At 59.9% G+C, this 18,821-nt stretch carries 16 protein-coding genes; 3 read left to right on the top strand and 13 right to left on the bottom strand.

What is annotated here, in order from left to right:
• Positions 1-26: 26 nt before the first annotated feature.
• Both LB453_RS00705 and LB453_RS00700 read right to left on the bottom strand, forming a co-directional pair.
• Positions 27-200, bottom strand: coding sequence for a hypothetical protein (locus LB453_RS00705; RefSeq protein WP_199187332.1), 174 nt, complete (start codon positions 198-200; stop codon positions 27-29).
• A 323-nt stretch (positions 201-523) separates the two neighbouring features.
• Positions 524-1,210 (bottom strand): hypothetical protein, encoded by a 687-nt coding sequence (locus tag LB453_RS00700; protein ID WP_224481408.1) that lies wholly within the window; start codon positions 1,208-1,210, stop codon positions 524-526.
• Positions 1,211-1,378: 168 nt separating this feature from the next.
• Between LB453_RS00700 and LB453_RS00695 the strand changes: the two genes are divergently transcribed.
• Both LB453_RS00695 and clcA read left to right on the top strand, forming a co-directional pair.
• Positions 1,379-2,056 (top strand): SOS response-associated peptidase family protein, encoded by a 678-nt coding sequence (locus LB453_RS00695; protein ID WP_103796430.1) that lies wholly within the window; start codon positions 1,379-1,381, stop codon positions 2,054-2,056.
• Between the two features lie 96 nt (positions 2,057-2,152).
• Positions 2,153-3,553, top strand: a complete 1,401-nt coding sequence (gene clcA / locus LB453_RS00690) for a H(+)/Cl(-) exchange transporter ClcA (RefSeq protein ID WP_103796429.1) — start codon at positions 2,153-2,155, stop codon at positions 3,551-3,553.
• On the opposite strand, the gene LB453_RS00685 is transcribed toward clcA, so the two are convergent.
• From LB453_RS00685 to fdhF, 4 genes are read right to left on the bottom strand one after another with little or no spacing between them, the layout of a single operon-like run.
• Positions 3,550-4,494, bottom strand: coding sequence for a cytochrome d ubiquinol oxidase subunit II (locus tag LB453_RS00685; RefSeq protein ID WP_103796428.1), 945 nt, complete (start codon positions 4,492-4,494; stop codon positions 3,550-3,552). The two genes, clcA and LB453_RS00685, sit on opposite strands and share 4 nt — an antisense overlap.
• Positions 4,491-5,858 carry a cytochrome ubiquinol oxidase subunit I gene (locus LB453_RS00680; RefSeq protein WP_103796427.1) on the bottom strand — a complete coding sequence of 456 codons (1,368 nt, stop codon included), beginning with the start codon at positions 5,856-5,858 and terminating at the stop codon, positions 4,491-4,493. Before LB453_RS00680 ends, LB453_RS00685 begins: the two co-directional genes overlap by 4 nt.
• Positions 5,851-6,339 (bottom strand): DUF1641 domain-containing protein, encoded by a 489-nt coding sequence (locus tag LB453_RS00675; protein ID WP_103796426.1) that lies wholly within the window; start codon positions 6,337-6,339, stop codon positions 5,851-5,853. The genes LB453_RS00680 and LB453_RS00675 overlap by 8 nt, the downstream gene beginning before the upstream one ends.
• Entirely contained in the window at positions 6,339-9,311 is a 2,973-nt protein-coding gene (gene fdhF / locus LB453_RS00670) for a formate dehydrogenase subunit alpha (RefSeq protein ID WP_224481407.1), read from the bottom strand. Before fdhF ends, LB453_RS00675 begins: the two co-directional genes overlap by 1 nt.
• A gap of 342 nt (positions 9,312-9,653) precedes the next feature.
• On the opposite strand from fdhF, the gene LB453_RS00665 reads away from it, so the two are divergent.
• Entirely contained in the window at positions 9,654-10,862 is a 1,209-nt protein-coding gene (locus LB453_RS00665) for a zinc-dependent alcohol dehydrogenase (RefSeq protein ID WP_103796424.1), read from the top strand.
• 222 nt (positions 10,863-11,084) lie between these two features.
• Here LB453_RS00665 and LB453_RS00660 read toward each other — a convergent pair whose 3' ends face one another.
• From LB453_RS00660 to purB, 7 genes are all read right to left on the bottom strand, one after another.
• A complete protein-coding gene (locus tag LB453_RS00660; protein ID WP_103796566.1) occupies positions 11,085-13,037 on the bottom strand; it encodes a methyl-accepting chemotaxis protein in 1,953 nt (650 codons plus the stop codon).
• A 152-nt stretch (positions 13,038-13,189) separates the two neighbouring features.
• Entirely contained in the window at positions 13,190-14,341 is a 1,152-nt protein-coding gene (locus LB453_RS00655) for an amidohydrolase (protein WP_103796423.1), read from the bottom strand.
• A 50-nt stretch (positions 14,342-14,391) separates the two neighbouring features.
• The gene (locus LB453_RS00650; RefSeq protein WP_103796422.1) at positions 14,392-15,153 is read right to left on the bottom strand and encodes an amino acid ABC transporter ATP-binding protein; all 762 of its coding nucleotides are present in this window, start codon (positions 15,151-15,153) and stop codon (positions 14,392-14,394) included.
• A 7-nt stretch (positions 15,154-15,160) separates the two neighbouring features.
• Complete coding sequence (locus tag LB453_RS00645; protein WP_103796421.1) at positions 15,161-15,832, bottom strand: amino acid ABC transporter permease; 672 nt, start codon at positions 15,830-15,832, stop codon at positions 15,161-15,163.
• 62 nt (positions 15,833-15,894) lie between these two features.
• Positions 15,895-16,698 (bottom strand): transporter substrate-binding domain-containing protein, encoded by an 804-nt coding sequence (locus tag LB453_RS00640; protein ID WP_375337776.1) that lies wholly within the window; start codon positions 16,696-16,698, stop codon positions 15,895-15,897.
• A 28-nt stretch (positions 16,699-16,726) separates the two neighbouring features.
• A complete protein-coding gene (locus LB453_RS00635; protein ID WP_103796419.1) occupies positions 16,727-17,230 on the bottom strand; it encodes a GNAT family N-acetyltransferase in 504 nt (167 codons plus the stop codon).
• Entirely contained in the window at positions 17,227-18,597 is a 1,371-nt protein-coding gene (gene purB, locus LB453_RS00630) for an adenylosuccinate lyase (RefSeq protein ID WP_103796418.1), read from the bottom strand. Before purB ends, LB453_RS00635 begins: the two co-directional genes overlap by 4 nt.
• Positions 18,598-18,821 lie beyond the last annotated feature (224 nt).

The following is an 18,821-nucleotide window of genomic DNA, read 5'->3' as shown; positions in this document are numbered from 1 at the left end:
TCTCCTGCGGCAGATTATTTCTGCGGTTAAAAATGGAAATAATAACGTAGCGCATAAATCGCCCAGTAAATGGCGTTCGCCGCCAGATAAGCCCAGCATCCCCAATAAGCGACAGGTTCACGTCTGGTTCGGAGTTTAGGCAAGAAAGCCAGCAGATAGCCTGCAGCGGCGATAAGCGAAACAAAATAGAAAAACTTCATCTTTCCTCCTTAAAGTCATTTATTTACTAGAAGGATAGTCAGTTTTTACGGTTATAGCGGAAGGAAAGCGTAAACAGATTTAAAGCTGGAATGGACGCGCTGCGCTTAAACATCAGCGCCGGCCAGAAATAGGTTCACATTCGCCCTTTTTTCTGTGAGTTCGGTTTAGTTTTGCCACAATACTTTTACTGAAAGTGAAACTTTATCGCGATCTCTGACTATTACGGGAATGAAACTTAATAAAAAAAGCGGCTGCAGATTAGGCCGTCGCCGCTTTTTGAAAACGCTGACGCGCGCGCAGCGTTTTTATCCTGAACGACGCGTCAGGAGGATTTTTTCAGCAGTCGCGGCAGCTGATTCTCAAGCTCCAGCAAACAGGCATCCATCATCTTCTCTGTCTCCTGGGTCACTTTCTGATAGTTATTGGCCTGCCATTCAGCCAGCGGCGCGGTTTTCGCCGCAGGCTCGCAGCTGGCAACCGTATAGGCGCTAAACATCGTGCCGCCCTCCGGGCGTTTATAGAAGATTACGCGGTAAGAGAGGTCATAATTGCTGTTAGCGGAGGATAAATCTGTGTAGACCAGCGACCAGTGTGACGCGCCGATAAAGAGTATGTTCTGATAAGCATAACTTCCGCCGTTCTGATCTAAATAGCGTGCGATTTTCGCTTCTGCCTTCGGTGCGAAGTAATGACTGGTGGGTTCCGGCAGGGCGTCTATCTTGCTGCCCCGATACCCTTTTTTATCAAACATATCGGAACTGGCGCTGACGCTGCCCAGCAGCGCACCTACCGCAGTCAGACCGGCTACTACGCCTGTGGAGGCTGGCCCTACAACGCGCAGATGATCGTCAGCATAGTGGCTATCGTTCATATCGGGCTGCGCCAGAGAGGTATAAACTTCCAGGCTACTTCCGCCTGAGCCTTTAACTACCGTGGGTTTCTTGCCTCCTGCGCATCCTGCAAGGAGGGTGATAGCAAGCGTGCCTGCTGCAAAAGTCTTAATGTTCACTGGCCTTTCCTTTTTTAACGTCCCTAATGTATCTCATCCCGCGTGGCGTCTGGCGTCAGCGCGGCGTATAGCAATCAATCACAATTAACGGACGCAAGCCGATAAGCTTTAGTAATGAATCTAATTTACTCAGGGAGAAAGCTATGCTTAACAGCGGAGGTAACAACTATGTGTGGACGCTTTGCGCAGTATCGCAGCCGGAACGACTACTTTGACGCGCTCGGCATCGAAGATGACGAGCTGATTTACGATCCCGAACCTGTCGCGCGCTATAACGTCGCGCCGGGCACCCGCGTGCTGTTGCTCAACATGCGCGACGACCATCTGCATCTTGACCCGGTTTTCTGGGGCTATGGCCCTGAGTGGTGGAATAAACAGCCGCTGATTAACGCGCGCAGTGAAACCGCACCCACCGGACGCATGTTTAAGCCGCTGTGGCATCATGGCCGCGCCGTGGTGCCCGCGGACGGCTGGTTCGAATGGAAAAAAGAGGGCAGCCGCAAGCAGCCCTATTTTATCTACCATCAGCAGCGCGAGCCGCTGTTTTTCGCCGCCATCGGCAAGGCGCCTTTCGACAGAGAGCACGGCCATGAGGGATTCGTTATCGTAACGGCGGCGAGCAATAAGGGCATGGTGGATATCCACGATCGCCGTCCGCTGGTGCTGCGCGCCGACGCCGTCGAGGAGTGGCTGAGCGAAGAGACCTCCCCCGAACGGGCAAAACAGATCGCCGACGAGGCGGCGCTGCCGGAAAAGGTGTTTCGCTGGCATCCGGTGACGAAAAAGGTTGGCAATATTCACAATCAGGGCGAAGAGATGATAGAGGAGACGGCTGAAGCGGAGTAGCTCCCTGCTGCGCCAGGTTATCAATCAACCGATCTCAGGGCAGGACGGAAAAAGGCGATTGCAGTAAACTTTAGCTCTCCTTTTCTGCAGCAGTGAATGACAGTGAATAACGAAGCGCACTCCTCAGTAAACGTTCCTCAGTCGATCCCGGCACGTAACCGCATGTTCCGGGCGTTACTTAACCGCGATAAAACCCCTGTCGCGGTGCTTATCTCCGCCGCGCTGGTCGGCGTCATTGTTGGGCTGGTGGGCAGCGCCTTCGCCAGCGCGGTTCGCTGGGTACAGCACTGGCGGCTGTCGCTGGCCGATCCGGCGCTGCACAGCGGCTGGACCCTCTACGCGCTGGCGTTTGTGCTCTCCGCCCTGCTGGCGATGGCGGGCTATTTTCTCGTGCGGCGTTTTGCGCCAGAAGCCGCAGGTTCCGGCATCCCGGAAATCGAAGGCGCGCTGGAAGAGCTGCGCCCGGTGCGCTGGTGGCGCGTTATCCCGGTAAAATTTTTCGGCGGTATGGGCACGCTGGGCGCGGGCATGGTGCTGGGTCGCGAGGGGCCGACGGTGCAGCTTGGCGGCAATATCGGCCGCATGGTGCTTGACCTGCTGCGCATCCGCAGCGACGAAGCGCGCCATTCGCTGCTGGCGACCGGCGCGGCGGCCGGGCTGGCGGCAGCTTTTAACGCGCCGCTGGCGGGCATTCTCTTTATCGTTGAAGAGATGCGGCCGCAGTTTCGCTACAACCTTATCTCTATCAAGGCGGTCTTTACCGGCGTGATTATGGCGAGCATTGTGTTCCGCCTGATCAACGGCGCGCATCCGGTGATCTCCGTCGGCAAACTGGCGGATGCGCCGGTAGAAACCCTGTGGCTCTATCTGGTGCTGGGCATGCTGTTCGGCATGGTGGGCGTGCTGCTTAACCGGCTGATTTTTCTCTGTCAGGATACGTTTGCCCGCCTCTATAACGGGCGTCTGTGGCGCGTCGTCGCGACCGGCGGCGCGCTCGGCGGCGGCTGCGGTCTGCTGGCGCTGTGGTTCGCGCCGGGCGCAGGCGGCGGGTTTGAGCTGATTCCGCAGGCGACCGCTGGCCACTATACCTTCGGCGTGCTGCTGGTGATCTTTGCGGTGCGGCTGTTCACTACGCTGCTCTGCTTCAGCTCTGGCGCGCCGGGCGGCATTTTCGCACCGATGCTGGCGCTCGGCACCGTGCTGGGCACCGCCTTCGGCGTGCTGATGGCGGACGTTTTCCCGCTCTACCATCTGCAGCCCGCCACCTTCGCCATCGCCGGTATGGGCGCGCTGCTTGCCGCCTCGGTGCGCGCGCCGCTGACCGGCATTGTGCTGGTGCTGGAGATGACCGATAACTATCAGCTGATACTGCCGATGATCGTCACCGGGCTGGGCGCGACGCTGCTGGCGCAGTTTCTCGGCGGCAAACCGCTCTACTCCTCTCTGCTGGCACGCACCCTGGCGCGTCAGCAGCAGGCGGAGAGCGGCAAGGCTTAGCGCACTCTGCCGCGAAACACCCAGAACGCCCAGCTGTGATAGAGCAGCGTCAGCGGCATAACGATGGCGGCGCCGATAAGCACAAAGCTTTGCGTCGCCGCCGGCGCCGCGCTGCGGTGCAGATCCTGCTGCCAGGGAATAAGCCAGGGATAAAAACCGCAGGCGACGCCGATAAATACCGCTGAGATCAGCCCCAGCGTCAAAGCCAGCTGCCAGGTTGCCCGGCCGCGCCACAGCGCCAGCAGCTGCGCCAGCCAGAAGAGAAAAATCAGCGCGACGGCGATCTTGCCCGGCCAGCGCTGCCAGGCGGTCATCCAGATATCGCGATTCAGTAGCAGCACCGACAGAAACAGCACCAGCGAAAGCACCCAGCATAGCCAGGCGAGCGTGCTGGCACGCTCTTCGACATCTGCACCGATACGCCAGCGGATCCAGCAGCAGCCCAGCAGTAAGTAGATCACCATCAGCCCCAGCCCGCACAGCAGCGGCGTCAGCGAGAAGCCGATTTCCAGCCCGCGCTGCGGCTCTGCGCTAAAGACCACGCCCGCGCACCAGCCCTGCAGAAACGCCGCCAGCGCCGAGCTGGCGCACATCAGCCGATCCAGCCAGTGGCGAAAGCCCTCCTGCGCCTGCGCCCGATACTCCAGCGCCAGCCCGCGCAGAAACAGCGCCAGCACCATGGCAAACACCGGGCCGCAGAGGGTATTGAACAGCAGGCTGTAGACCGGCGGAAAGAGCGCAAACATCCCGCCCGCCAGCAGCACCAGCCAGGTCTCGTTGGCGTCCCAGATCGGCAGGATGCTGTTAACCATGCGCCTGCGCTGCGACTCCTCGCGGAACCAGGGAAAGAGCATGCCGACGCCGAGATCGGTGCCGTCAAGCAGCACATAAATCAGCATCGACAGCAGCAGCGCCAGCGCCGAAAAATCAGCAAGCGTCATAGGGATGTCCTGATCTCTTGTGTGACAACGTCACCTTTAGGCTGCAGCGGCGTGGAGACCAGCCGCAGCAGATAGCGCAGGCCCAGCGCAAAGCTCAGGGTGTAAACCACAACAATAGCGACCAGGATCGCCACGGTGGTGGAGAGCGACAGCGCGGAGATACTGTCGGCGGTGCGCAGCATACCGTAGACCGTCCAGGGCTGACGGCCGATTTCCGTCACCAGCCAGCCGGCCAGCATAGCGATAAAGCCCGACGGCGAAACCCATACCAGCATACGCAGCAGGCGAGGCGAAGTGGTCAGGCGTCCGCGCCAGTGCTGCACGTTGGCCACCAGGCTGGCGATAAGCATGACCATCCCCAGCCCCACCATCAGGCGAAAGGCGAAAAAAACCGGTGCCACCGGCGGCAGGCTTTGCGCGTCGAACTCGCTCAGGCTTTTGATATGGCCGGTGAGGTTATGACGCAAATAGAGTGAGGCGATATCGGGGATCGCCAGCTCCAGCCGGTTACGCTGCGCCTGCTGATCGGGCCAGGCGAACAGCCGCAGCGGCTCCCCCCGGTTCGCCGCAGGCGGATGCCAGCTGCCCTCAATCGCCGCCAGCTTGGCGGGCTGATGCGCCAGCGTATTCTCCCCATGCAGATCGCCAACCGCCACCTGCAGCGGCACCGCCACCAGCGTGAACGAGAGCGCCGCCGTCAGCATGCGCCGCGCCGCCTGTTCCTGAACATTCAGCAGCAGACGGCGCGCCGCCACGCCCGCGATCATAAAGGCCACGGCGATCAGCGAAGCCAGCAGCATATGGCTAAAGCGAAACGGAAACGACGGCGCGGAGAGCACCATCGCCCAGCTCTCCGGCAGGAACCGGCCGCTGTCGTCGCGCGTAAAGCCGGTGGGCGTCTGTAGCCAGGAGTTAGCGGCGAGGATCCAGAAGGCGCTCAGCAGCGCGCCGAGCGTGACGAAGCAGGTGACGATAAAGTGCAGGCCCGGCTTGATTTTGCCCATGCCAAACAGCATCACCCCGGTCAGCCCCGATTCAAGAAAAAAGGCCACCAGCACTTCATAGAACAGCAGCGGGCCGATAACGCCGCCAACCTTTTGCGACAGCCCGGACCAGTGGGTGCCGAACTGCACCTCCATCACCACGCCGGACACCGCGCCGATCGCCACCGTCAGCGCAAAGACCTTAAGCCAGAAGTGCAGCGCTTCGCGCGCGCCCGGCTGCTTTCCCCACAGCCAGCGCGCCTCGAACCAGAGCAAAAAGGGCGACAGGCCAAGCGTCAGCGCGGCCAGGGTAATATGCATCCCCATGGTGAGGGCGAACTGCCCACGCGACAGCAGCAGCACCCATTCGGCATTACTCATTGCTCGGCTTTCCGCTGTAGCGGGTAATCGGCTTCTCCTCCTCGCGCTGCATGCCTGCGGAAAACGCCTCCAGCGCGGCGAACAGCGGCCGCAGTCCCTGCCATAGATTCTCGTCGTTCAGCAGGTGCAGCACGCCGCGAATGCCGGGCGCGGCGTTCCCCTCCTGCTGCGTGGCGTCGCTGGCGGGCTTCATCGCCATCGCCGCGTCGCGCAGCGCCAGCAAAATATGGTTAAGCCGCTCCGGTGGGATGGTGCTCAGCGTCATCAGGATCAGCGAGATATTTTGCAGCGCGCTCTGCGTGCCTGGCCGGTTCAGGCCGGCAACCAGAATTTTGCCGATATCGTTATTGGCTTTGATGGCGTCGTTCGCCAGCCGCAGAAAGCCGTGCTCATGCAGGTTTTCCACCAGTTCATCCATCGCTTCCTGCGCGGTTTTCTCGGTGCGCGTCGGCGGCACGGTATAGGACAGTCGTTCTGCCATTAGAATTTCTCCGGGTGTTGAACGTGTTCAGGCGGCTCGACATAGCCTTCCTGCTGCCACTTCTGCTCAATGGGCAGATGATCCAGCGGCGTACGCTGGCCGTGGCGAAAATTATGGCGCGGAATCGGGTTCGGCTGCGGCGTACGCGCCAGTTTCGTCATATTGACGGCAATCTCCTTGTACGCCGGGGTGTTAACATCGGGATCGTGATGTTCGCCGGTGAGGCCGTTAACGCCTGGCTTGCCGTGGTGGATAGGGATAAACAGCACATTGCCCGCCACGCGATCGGTCACTACCACCGGGACTTCCACCGTGCCGCGCCGCGATTTCAGCGCGACCCATTCCCCCTCCAGCAGACCGCGCGCCTGCGCCAGCTGCGGGGAAATCTCCACAAACCAGTTAGGCGAGAGCGACATCATGCGTCCCCCCTGTCCGGTCTGGTTGGTGGACTGGAAGTGCTCCAGCATACGGCCGTTATCCAGAATCAGATCGTATTCCGCGTCCGCCTCCTCCATCGGCGGCTGCCAGCTCAGCGGATAGAGTCGCGCCTTGCCGTCCGGGAACTTGAACTTATCGGTATAGAGCAGCGGCGTGCTCTCGCCGTCCGGCGTCACCGGCCAGATTTGCGACTGCCAGCCCACCAGCCGCTCATAGCTGACGCCTGCGAAGATCTCCGCAATGCTGGCGGCTTCCGCCATAATCGCGCCGGGATTGGGGTAGTTCCAGTGATGGCCGAGGCGCGCAGCCAGATCGGTAAAGATCTGCCAGTCGGGGCGGCTCTCGCCCAGCGGATCCATCGCCGGGGAGAAGTGCTGGATACGGCGCTCGGTGTTGACGAAGGTGCCCTCTTTCTCCACGCTCGGGCTGCCGGGCAGCACCACATCGGCGAACTCGGCGGTGCGGCTCATAAAAATATCCTGCACCACCATAAAGTCGAGGCGGCTGAAGGCTTCATGCACTTTGGTGGAATCGGCGTCGGAGAAGGCGGTCTCTTCGCCGGTGATATACATGGCGCGCAGTTTTCCTTCGTGGGCGTGCTGCACCATCATAAAGTTATCCGCGCCGGGCTGGTCAGAGAGCGCCTCTGGCGTCACGCCCCAGGCGCGCGCCCATTTTTCGCGTATTGCCGGGTCAGAGACTTTTTCATATCCGGGATAAACGTTGCTGAGGCAGCCGAAATCGCTCGCGCCCTGTACATTGTTGTGGCCGCGCATCGGATAGCCGCCGGTGCCGGGACGCCCGTAGTTGCCGGTCACCAGCAGCAGATTCGAGAGCGCCGTGCTGGTATCCGCGCCGTGGCTATGCTGCGTGATGCCCATCGCCCACAGCAGGCAAACGCTATCCGCCTGGCCGATCATCTCCGCCGCCGCCGTCAGCGCTTCCACGCTCAGGCCAGTGACCTCGCTGGCGAACGCCAGGGTAAAAGGCGCCAGCGACGCGCGATACTCCTCGACCTGATTGACGCGCTCCGCCAGGAACGCCTCGTCGGCATAGCCGTGGTCGAACATATATTTCGCCATCGCCGAGGCCCACACCATATCGGTGCCCGGCTTGATGCGCAGGAACTGGTCGGCGCGGTCGGCCATTTCATGGCGGCGCGGATCCACCACCAGCAGCTTTTGCCCGCGGTGTTTGTGGCTCTGCTTGATATGCGAGGCGATAACCGGATGGTTCTCCGCCAGGTTACTGCCGACGGTGATGATGAGATCGGTTTTTTGCAGGTCGCGAATGGTGCCTGCGTCGCCGCCATAGCCCACGGTGCGAAACAGTCCTTCAGTTGCCGGGTTCTGGCAGTAGCGAGAGGAGTTATCGACGTTATTGGTGCCGAAAATCAGCCGGGCGATTTTCTGTGTCAGGTAGGCCTCTTCATTGCTGGCCTTGCTGGAGCCGATAAAGCCGATAGCGTCGCCGCCATGCTGCCGCGCCACGTCGCGCAGCCCCTGCGCCACGCGATCCAGCGCCTCGTCCCAGCTGGCGGGGCGGAAGCGGCCATTTTCGCGGATCAGCGGCGTGGTCAGGCGCTGCGGGCTGTTGACGAAATCCCAGCCGAACTTGCCTTTGACGCAGGTGGAGATGCCGTTAGCTGGCGCATCGGCGACCGGCTGCACCTTCAGGATATGACGATCGCGCGTCCAGATTTCAAAGCTGCAGCCCACGCCGCAGTAGGTGCAGACCGTTTTGGTGCGCTTAATCTCTGCCTGACGCAGCGCGTCGTCGATCAGCGAAATGCCGGTGATCGGCTCCATGCCGATGCTGTTCTCCAGCGATTTAACGAAGTCGATCATCGGCCGCTTCAGCCCTTCATCCATGGCGGTAAAGGGGCCGGCGTCGGGCTGCATGGTCTTCTCCAGCAGCGCGTTGCAGGGACAGACCGTGACGCAGTGGCCGCAGCTGACGCAGCTCGATCCGGCAATCTGCGTGCCGCCATCCCACAGCACGCGCGGATGCGCCTGGGTGTAGTCGATGCTCAGCGTCTCATTTACCTCGACGTTCTGACACGCCTCAACGCAGCGCCCGCAGAGAATGCACTGGTCGGGATCGTAAGTATAAAAGGGGTTGGAGTGATCCTTACTGGTGGGCTTGCGCTGATAGGGGTAATACTGAATCGGGATATGCATATCTGCGACGGTATTATGCAGCGTGCAGTCGCCGGTATTGTGCTCGCAGACCGTGCAGTAAAGCTCGTGGCGATTCAGGATGCGATCCATCCCTTCCTGCTGCGCGGCGCGTGGCCACTCTCCTTCGCTGTTGATTTCCAGTCCCTGGAAGGTGCGCAGCGTACAGCCACGCACCTTTTCGCCGTTGGCTTCCACCCAGCAGACATCGCAGCTCTCCAGCGGCTGCAGCGCCGGGTGATAACAGACGTGAGGCAGTTTTTTTCCCTGCTCGGTAAGAAAGTCGATCAAGGGCTGATTAACGGCACCTACCAGGGGTTCGCCATTATAAATAATGGTACAGGTTTTCTCTGACATTTAACGCCTCGTTCTCGACATTGCAATTGGCATTTGCCAGCGTGCTTTTGTTTGTTATGTAAAGTTATGTCTTCAGCTTAGCGACAATTAAAACAGCTGCCATTGGGCGGCTGCGTTTATTAATATCATTTTGTTTGAAAATGCCGCGCCTTGTCTGAATCCATGCTGTAAATAACGTTAATTATCATGGTCATAAGTTATGTTGTGGGAGAGTTCGCAAAAAGTGTTAAACATTGCTAACCGCTGCGGTTATTTATCTGGCGCGCAGGATTTCTGACGCTTTCTATACTTTTTAGTCCGGCTGGTTTCCAGCAAACACTATTTAAGCGGTAGAGGTGAATAATGAAAGCACTGGTCTGGCACGGCGTGGGAAACATTCAGCTGGATAACGTTGCCGATCCACAGATAGAGCAACCGGGCGATGCCGTCATTCGTATTACCGCCTCGGCGATTTGCGGCACGGATCTGCATTTTATTCGTGGCACCTTTAGCGATATGCAGCCCGGCACCATCCTTGGGCATGAGGCGGTTGGCATTGTGGAGCAGGTCGGGGATGAGGTGCGTAACTTCAGCCCTGGGGATCGGGTGGTGGTCTGCTCTACGGTATCCTGCGGCGTCTGTCCACCCTGTCGCGCCGGACATACCGCGCAGTGCGACAATGCGAATCCCAATGGGCCTGAAGCGGGCACCTGCTTTTTTGGCGGCCCCAAAGCTACCGGCCCGGTGAACGGTTTGCAGGCAGAAAAAGCGCGGATTCCCTACGCCGCCAATACGCTGGTTAAAATTCCCGACGGCGTAACGGACGAGCAGGCCATTTTAATCAGCGATATTTTCCCCACCGCCTGGTTCGGCGCCGAGCTGGCTGATATTACGCGTGGGGATATTGTCGTTGTGTTTGGCTGTGGCCCAGTCGGCCAGTTCGCTATTGCCAGCGCACTGCTGATGGGCGCGGCGCGGGTGATTGCCGTGGACTGCCATGAGGATCGGCTGGCAATGGCGCGTCGTCAGGGCGCATTCCCGATTAATTTCGAGCAGGAAGATCCGGTTGAGATAGTTAAAACGCTGACCGGCGGCACCGGTGCGGACTGCGCCATCGACGCCGTGGGTGTTGACAGCCAGCATGCTCACCATGGCCCGGCCAGCGAAGAGGCGGAGAAGAAAGCGGATAAATTCGCTCAGGAGGTAGAAGAGGTTGCGCCGGAAACCCATCCGCAGCACGGGAACTGGATCCCCGGCGATGCCCCGACGCAGGCGCTGGAATGGGCGATTGCCGCAGTGAAGAAAGCCGGTCGGCTAAGCATTATCGGCGTCTATCCCCCCACCGCCGAGACGTTCCCCATCGGCAAGGCGATGAACAAAAATCTCACTATCAAGATGGGCAACTGTAACCACCATACGCATATCCCCTACCTGCTGGAGCTGACGCGCACCGGCGCCATCGATCCGGCGAAGGTGCTGACCAATGTCGAACCTGTTGAGAATGTGATTAAGGCTTATGAGGCGTTCGACAAGCGTGAGCCGGGCTGGGTGAAAGTCGAGCTGGAAGTATAAAGGCTCGGGTGATGAGCTGAAGCCTTCTCAACGCAGCTATTCTCCAGTCAGCTTCCCTGGATCCTGGCGGAACCGGCGTACGGGATGTCGCACGCAGAGGTCGATAAAGGCTGCCAGCTTCTGCACGGATGCTATGCTCACCGGGTCAGGCATTGTCCCTCGGCGACCTGCGCCTCGGGACAATGCCGGGCCAGCCGTTCGGCGCAGGCCCGGTACGTCGCCTCAGGCAGGCTGCGCCTCCAGCCGGAACTGTTCCACCGACTGCGCCAGCTGCGAGGAGTGATCCTCCATCGCGCTGGCGGCGGCGGAAATTTCCTGCACCAGCGCGGCGTTCTGCTGCGTGACGCTGTCCATCTCGTTGACCGCCACGGAGACTTGGCTGATGCCGCGGCTCTGCTCGTCGGATGCGGTGGCGATCTCGTCGATAATTGCCTGCACCGAGGTAACCGCCTGGGTGATTTCCTGCATGGTATCGCCCGCATGGCGCACCAGGCTAACGCCGCTGTCAACGCGCTGCGTCGACTCCTCGATCAACGAGGCGATATCTTTTACCGCTGCGGCGCTGCGCTGCGCCAGGTTGCGCACTTCCGACGCCACCACGGCGAAGCCGCGGCCCTGCTCCCCGGCGCGCGCCGCTTCCACCGCGGCGTTAAGCGCAAGGATATTGGTCTGGAACGCTATGCTGTTGATAATGGCAGTGATATCGCCAATCTTGCGCGCGCTGTCGTTGATTTGCGCCATGGTCTGCACCACCTCGCCCACCAGCGACTCGCCTCTGCGTGCGGTCTGTGAGGCGTTTTCCGTCAGCGTCGTCGCCTGATGCGCATTGGCGGCGTTGTGTTTCACCGTCGCCGTTAGCTGCTCCATGCTGGCGGCGGTCTCCTCCAGCGCGGCGGCCTGCTGCTCGGTACGGGACGCCAGGTTGATATTGCCTTTGGCGATCTCCTCCGCGCCGTCGCGCACCGAGGCGGTGGTCTCTTTAATCTGGCTGACCATCGCGATCAGCCGCGCCTGCATGGTATGCAGCGCATAGAACAGGCTGCTCTGGTCGCCTGCTTTCAGCGGAATGCGGGTATTCAGCTGCCCGTCCGCTACCGCCAGCGCGAAGGCGGCCGCGTCGGCGGGTTCGCCGCCCAGCGGACGCAGGACTATGCGGCTGAAAACCACGCCCAGCAGCAGGCTTACCAGCACAATGCTCGCCAGCATCATCCACAGGGCATTATGCAGCTGCTGACGCGCGGCGCTCATCACTAAATCCAGCGGCGCGGCGACCCCCAGATACCAGACGTTGCTGCTGTTGCCGATGGCGATTGGCTGCCAGGTCATCAGTGTTTTTTCACCGAGAAACGCGTCGTCCTGCTCGGTTATCGCGGTGGTCAGGCGGCTTTTGTCCCCCTTCCACAGCTGGTTGTTTTGCGCTTTATCGGGCGAAGAGACAATCTTCCCGCCGCTGGAGAGCAGCATAGCGTAGCCAGCGCCCTGCCAGGGTTTGATCTCGTTAACCTGCTGCTGCAGCTTAGCCAGCGAAATATCGGAACTCACCACGCCCCAGAGTTTGCCGCGATCGATAATCGGCGTGGTGATGGAGGTGAGCAGCGTCGGCACGCCGTTGTAGGCATAGCTGTAAGGTTCGGTCGGGTAATCCTTACGGGTACGCTGCGCCACCAGATAGTAGTCCCCCTGGCCTGGCGTCAGATAGGAGGTCAGAGGATGCATTTTGTAATTGCCCGCCTGATCGACATCGACAAACCAGGCATAGCGCCCTTGCGGCGGCTGGCCGCTCTGCGCAGCGAACTCGGCGTCGCGCCCGTCAAAGACATCTTTTTCCAGCACCACCGAAACAGAGAGGTAGTCTGGATTGCTGCGCAGCGCGTATTCCACCAGCTTGTCGGCGACGTGGCGATCCTGAACGCTGGCATCCGGCAGCGCGATCAGGCTCTGCCCGAGGCTCTGCGCGACATCCCGCGCGTGGTTAAGGCTCTGTTCCACTTCCAGCGCTTTGCTGCGCGCAATCTGTTGCAAGTATGCTTCCGCCAGCGTGCGCTGCGCCTGGCCCGATTGCCAGCTCAGCACGCCGATGGTAACGGCAAAGCCGGTGGCGATGGTCAGCGCGCCGGTCAGCAACATCATGGCGCGGGTGCTTAATCTCTTTTTTGTTACGCGATCCGCTTTCATCATTGATTTCCCCAGATTCAAAGACAGGCTAATAAAACAGCAGCGCTGTTATCACTCTTATCGGCGGGGGCGATTGAAACTTAAGCAGGTAAAGGCGGAGAGGCGAGGGAAATAGGGCGAACGCGCAGGCGCTCACCCTGGATTAAAAAGGATCAGGCGAGCTTATTCAAGGCGTTAACCGCCAGCTGCGCCAGATACTGGGCGGTGGGGAAAAGCGCCTTATCGTCAACGCGGAACTTCGGATGGTGCAGCGCCCAGGGCCCGCCTGAGCCGACCATCATAAAGGTGCCGGGGATCTTCTGCTGATAGAAGGCGAAGTCCTCGCCAATGGGGCTGGCGTCAATGCGGCGCGCCTCAAAGCCGACCTCGCTCGCCTGCTCCAGCGCAAAATCGACCCACTCCGCGGTATTCACCACCGAAGGCGGACCGGCGTGCCACAGGAATTCGATTTGCGCGCCGAACGCGGCGGCGAGCCCCTCCAGCAGCGCCCGAAAGCGCTGCTCGATCAGCGCGCGCGCTTCGCTACTGAAGGTGCGCACCGTGCCCTCCAGCCAGGCGGTATCGGGGATAACGTTCCAGGTGCTGCCGCTGTGGATCTGGGTAATCGAGACCACGGCGTTCTGATCTGACGGCACGTTGCGGCTGATCAGCGTCTGCACCGCGCTGATAATCTGGCCGACGATAACAACAGGATCGTTGCCCTCGTGGGGTTTGGCCGCGTGCGCGCCCTTCGCCGCCACCTTGATTTCAAAGCGATCGACGCCCGCCGTCAGCGCGCCCTCTTTACCACCCACTACGCCGACCGGCAGGGTCGGATCGTTATGAATGCCGAAAATTACCGCGGCCTCATCCAGCGCGCCGGTGGCGATCAGGTCGGGGGCGCCCAGACCGGTCTCTTCAGCCGCCTGGAACAGGATGCGCACGCGCCCTTTCAGCGACGCCGCCTGCTGCTGTAGCAGAATGGCGGCACCCAGCGCGGCCGAGGTGTGAAAGTCATGGCCGCAGGCGTGCATAACGCCCGCGTTCTCGGAGCTAAACGCCACGCCCGACTCCTCTTCAATCGGCAGGGCGTCGATATCGGAACGCACCACCACCAGCGGCCCCGTCCCCTCGCCGACCTCGGCCACCAGCCCGGTTTTCAGCGGCAGATCGAGGATGCGGATGCCCGCCGCGGTCAGCGCCGCACGGATTTTTTTGGTGGTTTCGAACTCCTGATTGGAGAGTTCGGGAAAGCGGTGCATATCGTGGCGAAAAGCCTCAATCTGGCTGGCAAGCGCCCGATCCTGCTCGCGGATCTCTTTCATATTATTTCCTTCCAGTGCGACGGCCTGCGGCAAAGTATGCGGCGGCGCGCTTAAATATTGAAATCATCATTAGTGTCGATGTTAGTCATCTGGCGCAAAAAGCGGCGCGTCACCGGGTTGTCGGAGAAGCTGATCACCTGCTCCGCCGGCCCCTGCTCGACGATATGACCATCCGCCATAAAGATGACGCGATCGGCCACCTCTTTGGCAAACTGCATCTCGTGCGTGACGATCACCATGGTTGTCTTCTGCTGCGCCAGGCTTTTCATCACCTGCAGCACTTCGTGGACGCGCTCGGGATCGAGCGCCGAGGTCGGCTCGTCAAACAGGATGGCGCGCGGCTTCACCGCCAGCGCGCGCGCAATGCTGACGCGCTGCTGCTGGCCGCCTGACAGCGTAACCGGATACTGATGCGCCTGCGGCGCCATGCCGACCAGCTCCAGCAGCTGCATCCCGGTCTCGCTGGCCTGCGCTTTCGGCATTTTCTTCACCATGATTAACCCTTCGGTGATGTTCTCCAGCGCGGTTTTGTTGCGAAACAGGCTGTAGTTCTGAAAAACCATCGCCGTCTGGCCGCGCAGCGCATGTTCCTCTTTCGCGCTGTAGCTGGCGGTGTCGAGCGACACATCGCCGATCTGGATCACGCCCGACTCGGGTTTTTCCAGCAGGTTGAGGCAGCGCAGCAGGGTCGATTTGCCTGAGCCGGATGGACCGATAATCGCCACCACTTCGCCTTCGCCGATGGTCAGGCTGATATCGTCCAGCACCACCTTGTCGCCGAAGCGTTTATTAAGCTGTTTTACACTGATCATAAGAGCCCTAGCGTTGCAGTGAGTGACTGAGTTTTTTCTCCAGCAGCGCCTGCAGGCGGGCGTAACCGATAATCACCAGCCAGTAAATCAGACCTACTACGAGGAAGGTTTCAAAGTAGCGCAGCGACTCCGCCGCGATCATTTTGCCTTCGGCGAACATCTCAGAGACGCCCAGCGCAAATGCCACCGAGGTATCTTTAATCAGCGAAATAAAGGTATTGCCGGTAGCGGGCAGCGCATTGAGCAGCGCCTGCGGCAGAATAATGCGACGATAGATCTGCGGCCGGCGCATGCCGATTGAGAGCCCCGCTTCCATCTGCGTCGGATCCACCGACGCCAGGCCTGCGCGGTAGATCTCCGCCATATAGGCAGATGTCTTCAGGCTAAAGCCGATAATTGCGGCGGTGGTAGCGGACATGCCGTTTAGCGCCGGGAAGAGCTGCGGCAGGCCAAAGTAGATAATAAACAGCTGCACCAGCGACGGCATGCCGCGAAACAGCGAGATATAGAGCTCGACCAGCTTGCTCACCAGGGTCGATTTGCTGTTGCGCAGCAGCGACAGCCCAAGGCCGATCACCATGGCGCACGCCATCGACACCACCGCCAGCATCAGCGTGACCGGCAGATAGCTGAGGATTTGCGGCGAGATTTTCAGCAGGTAATTAAAATCGAAATTCATAAAAAGCCCTTAACGACGTTTGCCACCCGACGGTGGCAAACGTTGACAAGTAAACGCCGGGTTTAGTGAGACGGCTGCGCGGTGATATCTTCGCCGAAGTATTTTTCTGAGATCGCTTTCAGGCGGCCATCTTTACGCATCGCATCGACCTCTTTGTCGAACGCGGCGCGCAGCTTGTCGCCCTTCTCATCTTTATGGAACGGGAAGCCGACCGACTCGATCACCAGCGGCTGACCGACAAACTTCAGCGGCAGCCCTTTCTGGTTGATCTCCGCCAGCAGAATCGGCCCGGAGTTGACGTAGCCCTGCACGCGGTTGTTGATGGCGTCGTTCATCGCGCCGTCGCGGCTCTCATAGGTGCGGATCGTCACGCCGTTATCGCCGAAGGCTTTTTTCAGGTTAACCAGATGGTTGGAGCCGAGCACGCCAGCGATGGTTTTGCCGCGCAGGTCATCCAGCGTATTGATAGTGGCATTGTCTTTATTGGTCACGATCTGACTGCCGTAGTAGCTGTAGGGCGTGGAGAAGTTATATTTCGCCTGGCGCGCCGGCGTAATCGCCACCACGTTCGCCACCGTATCGAGCTTGCCGCCCTCCAGCTGGCCCATCAGGCCGCTGAAGTCAGAGGTAACCCACTCGATTTTGTAGTTCAGGTCTTTGGCGATCGCTTCAGTGACCTCAACGTCGAACCCGGTCAGCTTGCCCTCTTTTTTGAATGCGCCGGGAAAGCTCAGCCCGGTCGCGCCGACGCGGATAGTGGTGGCGTCGGAACCGCCCTGCGCCGATTTATCATTATTGTCGCAGGCGCTAAGCAGTGAGGCCGCCATTACAACGGACAGTGCGATTAACCCTTTTTTCATGGTGATCTCCCTGGTTTCTTATCTGCAGCCGCGCTTAGCGGGCGTGCGGTGTATGAATAGTTTTTTTCATGTAAACGGTGATGTGGCCTTTGCCGAGGTCTTTTTTGCTGACCTTCTCAAACCCCATCGCCTCGTAAAGCTGAATCAGCCACGGATGGCTCTCGGCGGTGCCGAGGGAATAGGCTGGCGCGCGCAGCTGATCGCGCAGTACCGCCTGCTCCAGCCAGTCGAGCATCTTCACGCCCAGCCGCTGACCGCGATAGTGCGGCGCGGTGGCGAACCAGCCGATATGCGGCAGTCCGAACGGGCCAGGCAGCGGCCCCCAGGGATAACGCAGCGTCACCGACGCCACCAGTTCACCGTCGCGGAACATGCCGTAGACGCCGTGGGCGGCGATATGACGCTGCATCTGCGCCGCATCCGCCGTGGCGGCATCAAATTTAATACCCAGGTCGCGCGCGGAAGCGTAGGCCGCATGTACCAGCGCGTAGTAGGCCGCGGTATCCTCCGCGGTCAGCTGGCGGAAGCTGTCGCTCATGGCGATTTCTCCAGCAGGCCGGAGGCCTGCGCGGCGGCGATCACCTCATCCACCTTGCGCGTCGCCGAACCGAGGTAGTTCACCGGATCGAGCCAGCGGTTCAGCTCCTCGTCGCTGATGCTGTTGTCCATCTGCGGATGAGCGCGCAGCGTCTCTATAAAATCGCGCTGCTGCTCCCAGGCCTGCATGGCGCAGTCGTACACCACATGGTGCGCGGTCTGCTTGCCCATTTTTTTGCCCAGTTCGAACATCACTTTTTCCGACAGCAGCAGGCCGCCCTGCATATCGAGGTTGCGGCGCATGCGCGCTTCGTTCACCGTCATGCCGCGCAGAATGGCGATAGCGTTTTGCAACTGCGCCGAAAGGTAGATGCAGATTTCCGGCAGCGCGATCCACTCGGCGCGCCAGCTCATGGCATCGCGCTCGTGTTCAACGTGCATCGACTCATAAATCAGCGCGGCGCTTTTCAGCACCGGCGCGGTCAGGCTGGCCAGCCCTTCCAGCGCGGCGGGATTGCGCTTGTGGGGCATGGTGGTCGATCCGATCTTACCGGCGGAGAACGGCTCCTCAATCTCGTTGATTTCGGTGCGCATCAGGTTGTAAAGCTCGTTACCGATTTTACCCAGCGTGCCGCTGATCAGTACCGCCACGGAGGCGAACTCGGAGAAGCGGTCGCGCGCCGACTGCCAGCCGATATTCGGCGTCGCCAGTCCGAGAATGTCGAGGGTGCGCTTTTCCACTTCCGGGCCAAGGGGGCCGAAGGAGGCGTAGGTGGAGATGGCGCCGTTAATATTGCCGGTAAGCGTGCGGGGTTTGATATCGTTCAGGCGCGTCAGATGGCGCAGGAACTCATCCAGCCAGACGGCGACTTTAAAGCCGAAAGTGGTCGGCAACGCCTGCATACCGTGGGTGCGCCCCACCATCGGCGTATGCTGATAACGTCTGGCGACGGTCGCAAGCTCGTTTGCCATCTGTGTCGTGTCGCGCTGAATAATGGCGAACGCGTCGCACAGCTGCAGCACGGTGGCAGTATCGACGATATCCTGCGTGGTGGCGCCGTAGTGAATAAACTCGCCCGCCTCGCCGCACTGTTTTTGCAGTGCGATCAGCGTCGGCATCAGAGAGTGCTTCATCTGCGCGCCCTGCTGTGCGATGTCGTCGATATTTAGCGTTGACGGGTCGGCGCGCTCGATAATGGTTTTTGCCGCCTGCGCCGGAATGACATCAAGTTCGCCTTCCGCCTGCGCCAGCGCTACTTCGACCTTTACCTGCTGCTTCAGTCGGCTTTGTTCCGACCAGACATCGCGCATTTCTGGTGTGCCAAAATTGTTGCCAATTAAAAGAAAATCAATAATATGTGACGCCATATTTATGTCACTTATGCTGTTTTAGAGAGCCTTAAAATAACACCTCTAAACAGACCAGGCCGATAATGGAAAGACATATGTTATAGCGGGAAGTTATAACTTTGCGGCAAAAGTCCCCTCTCTCGCGGCGCTGTGCAATGGACAGCAAAACGGCCGCATCCCTTGCCAGACAAGGAAAGCACGCAGCGTTAACGGCTGGAATGTAAATAATTATCGCTTTTCTT

It is taken from the genome of Pantoea agglomerans (assembly GCF_020149765.1).
GTDB classification, from domain to species: Bacteria; Pseudomonadota; Gammaproteobacteria; order Enterobacterales; family Enterobacteriaceae; genus Pantoea; species Pantoea alvi.
The sequence above is the reverse complement of the archived record's forward strand: the minus strand, read 5'-3'. Positions and strand labels throughout refer to the sequence as shown.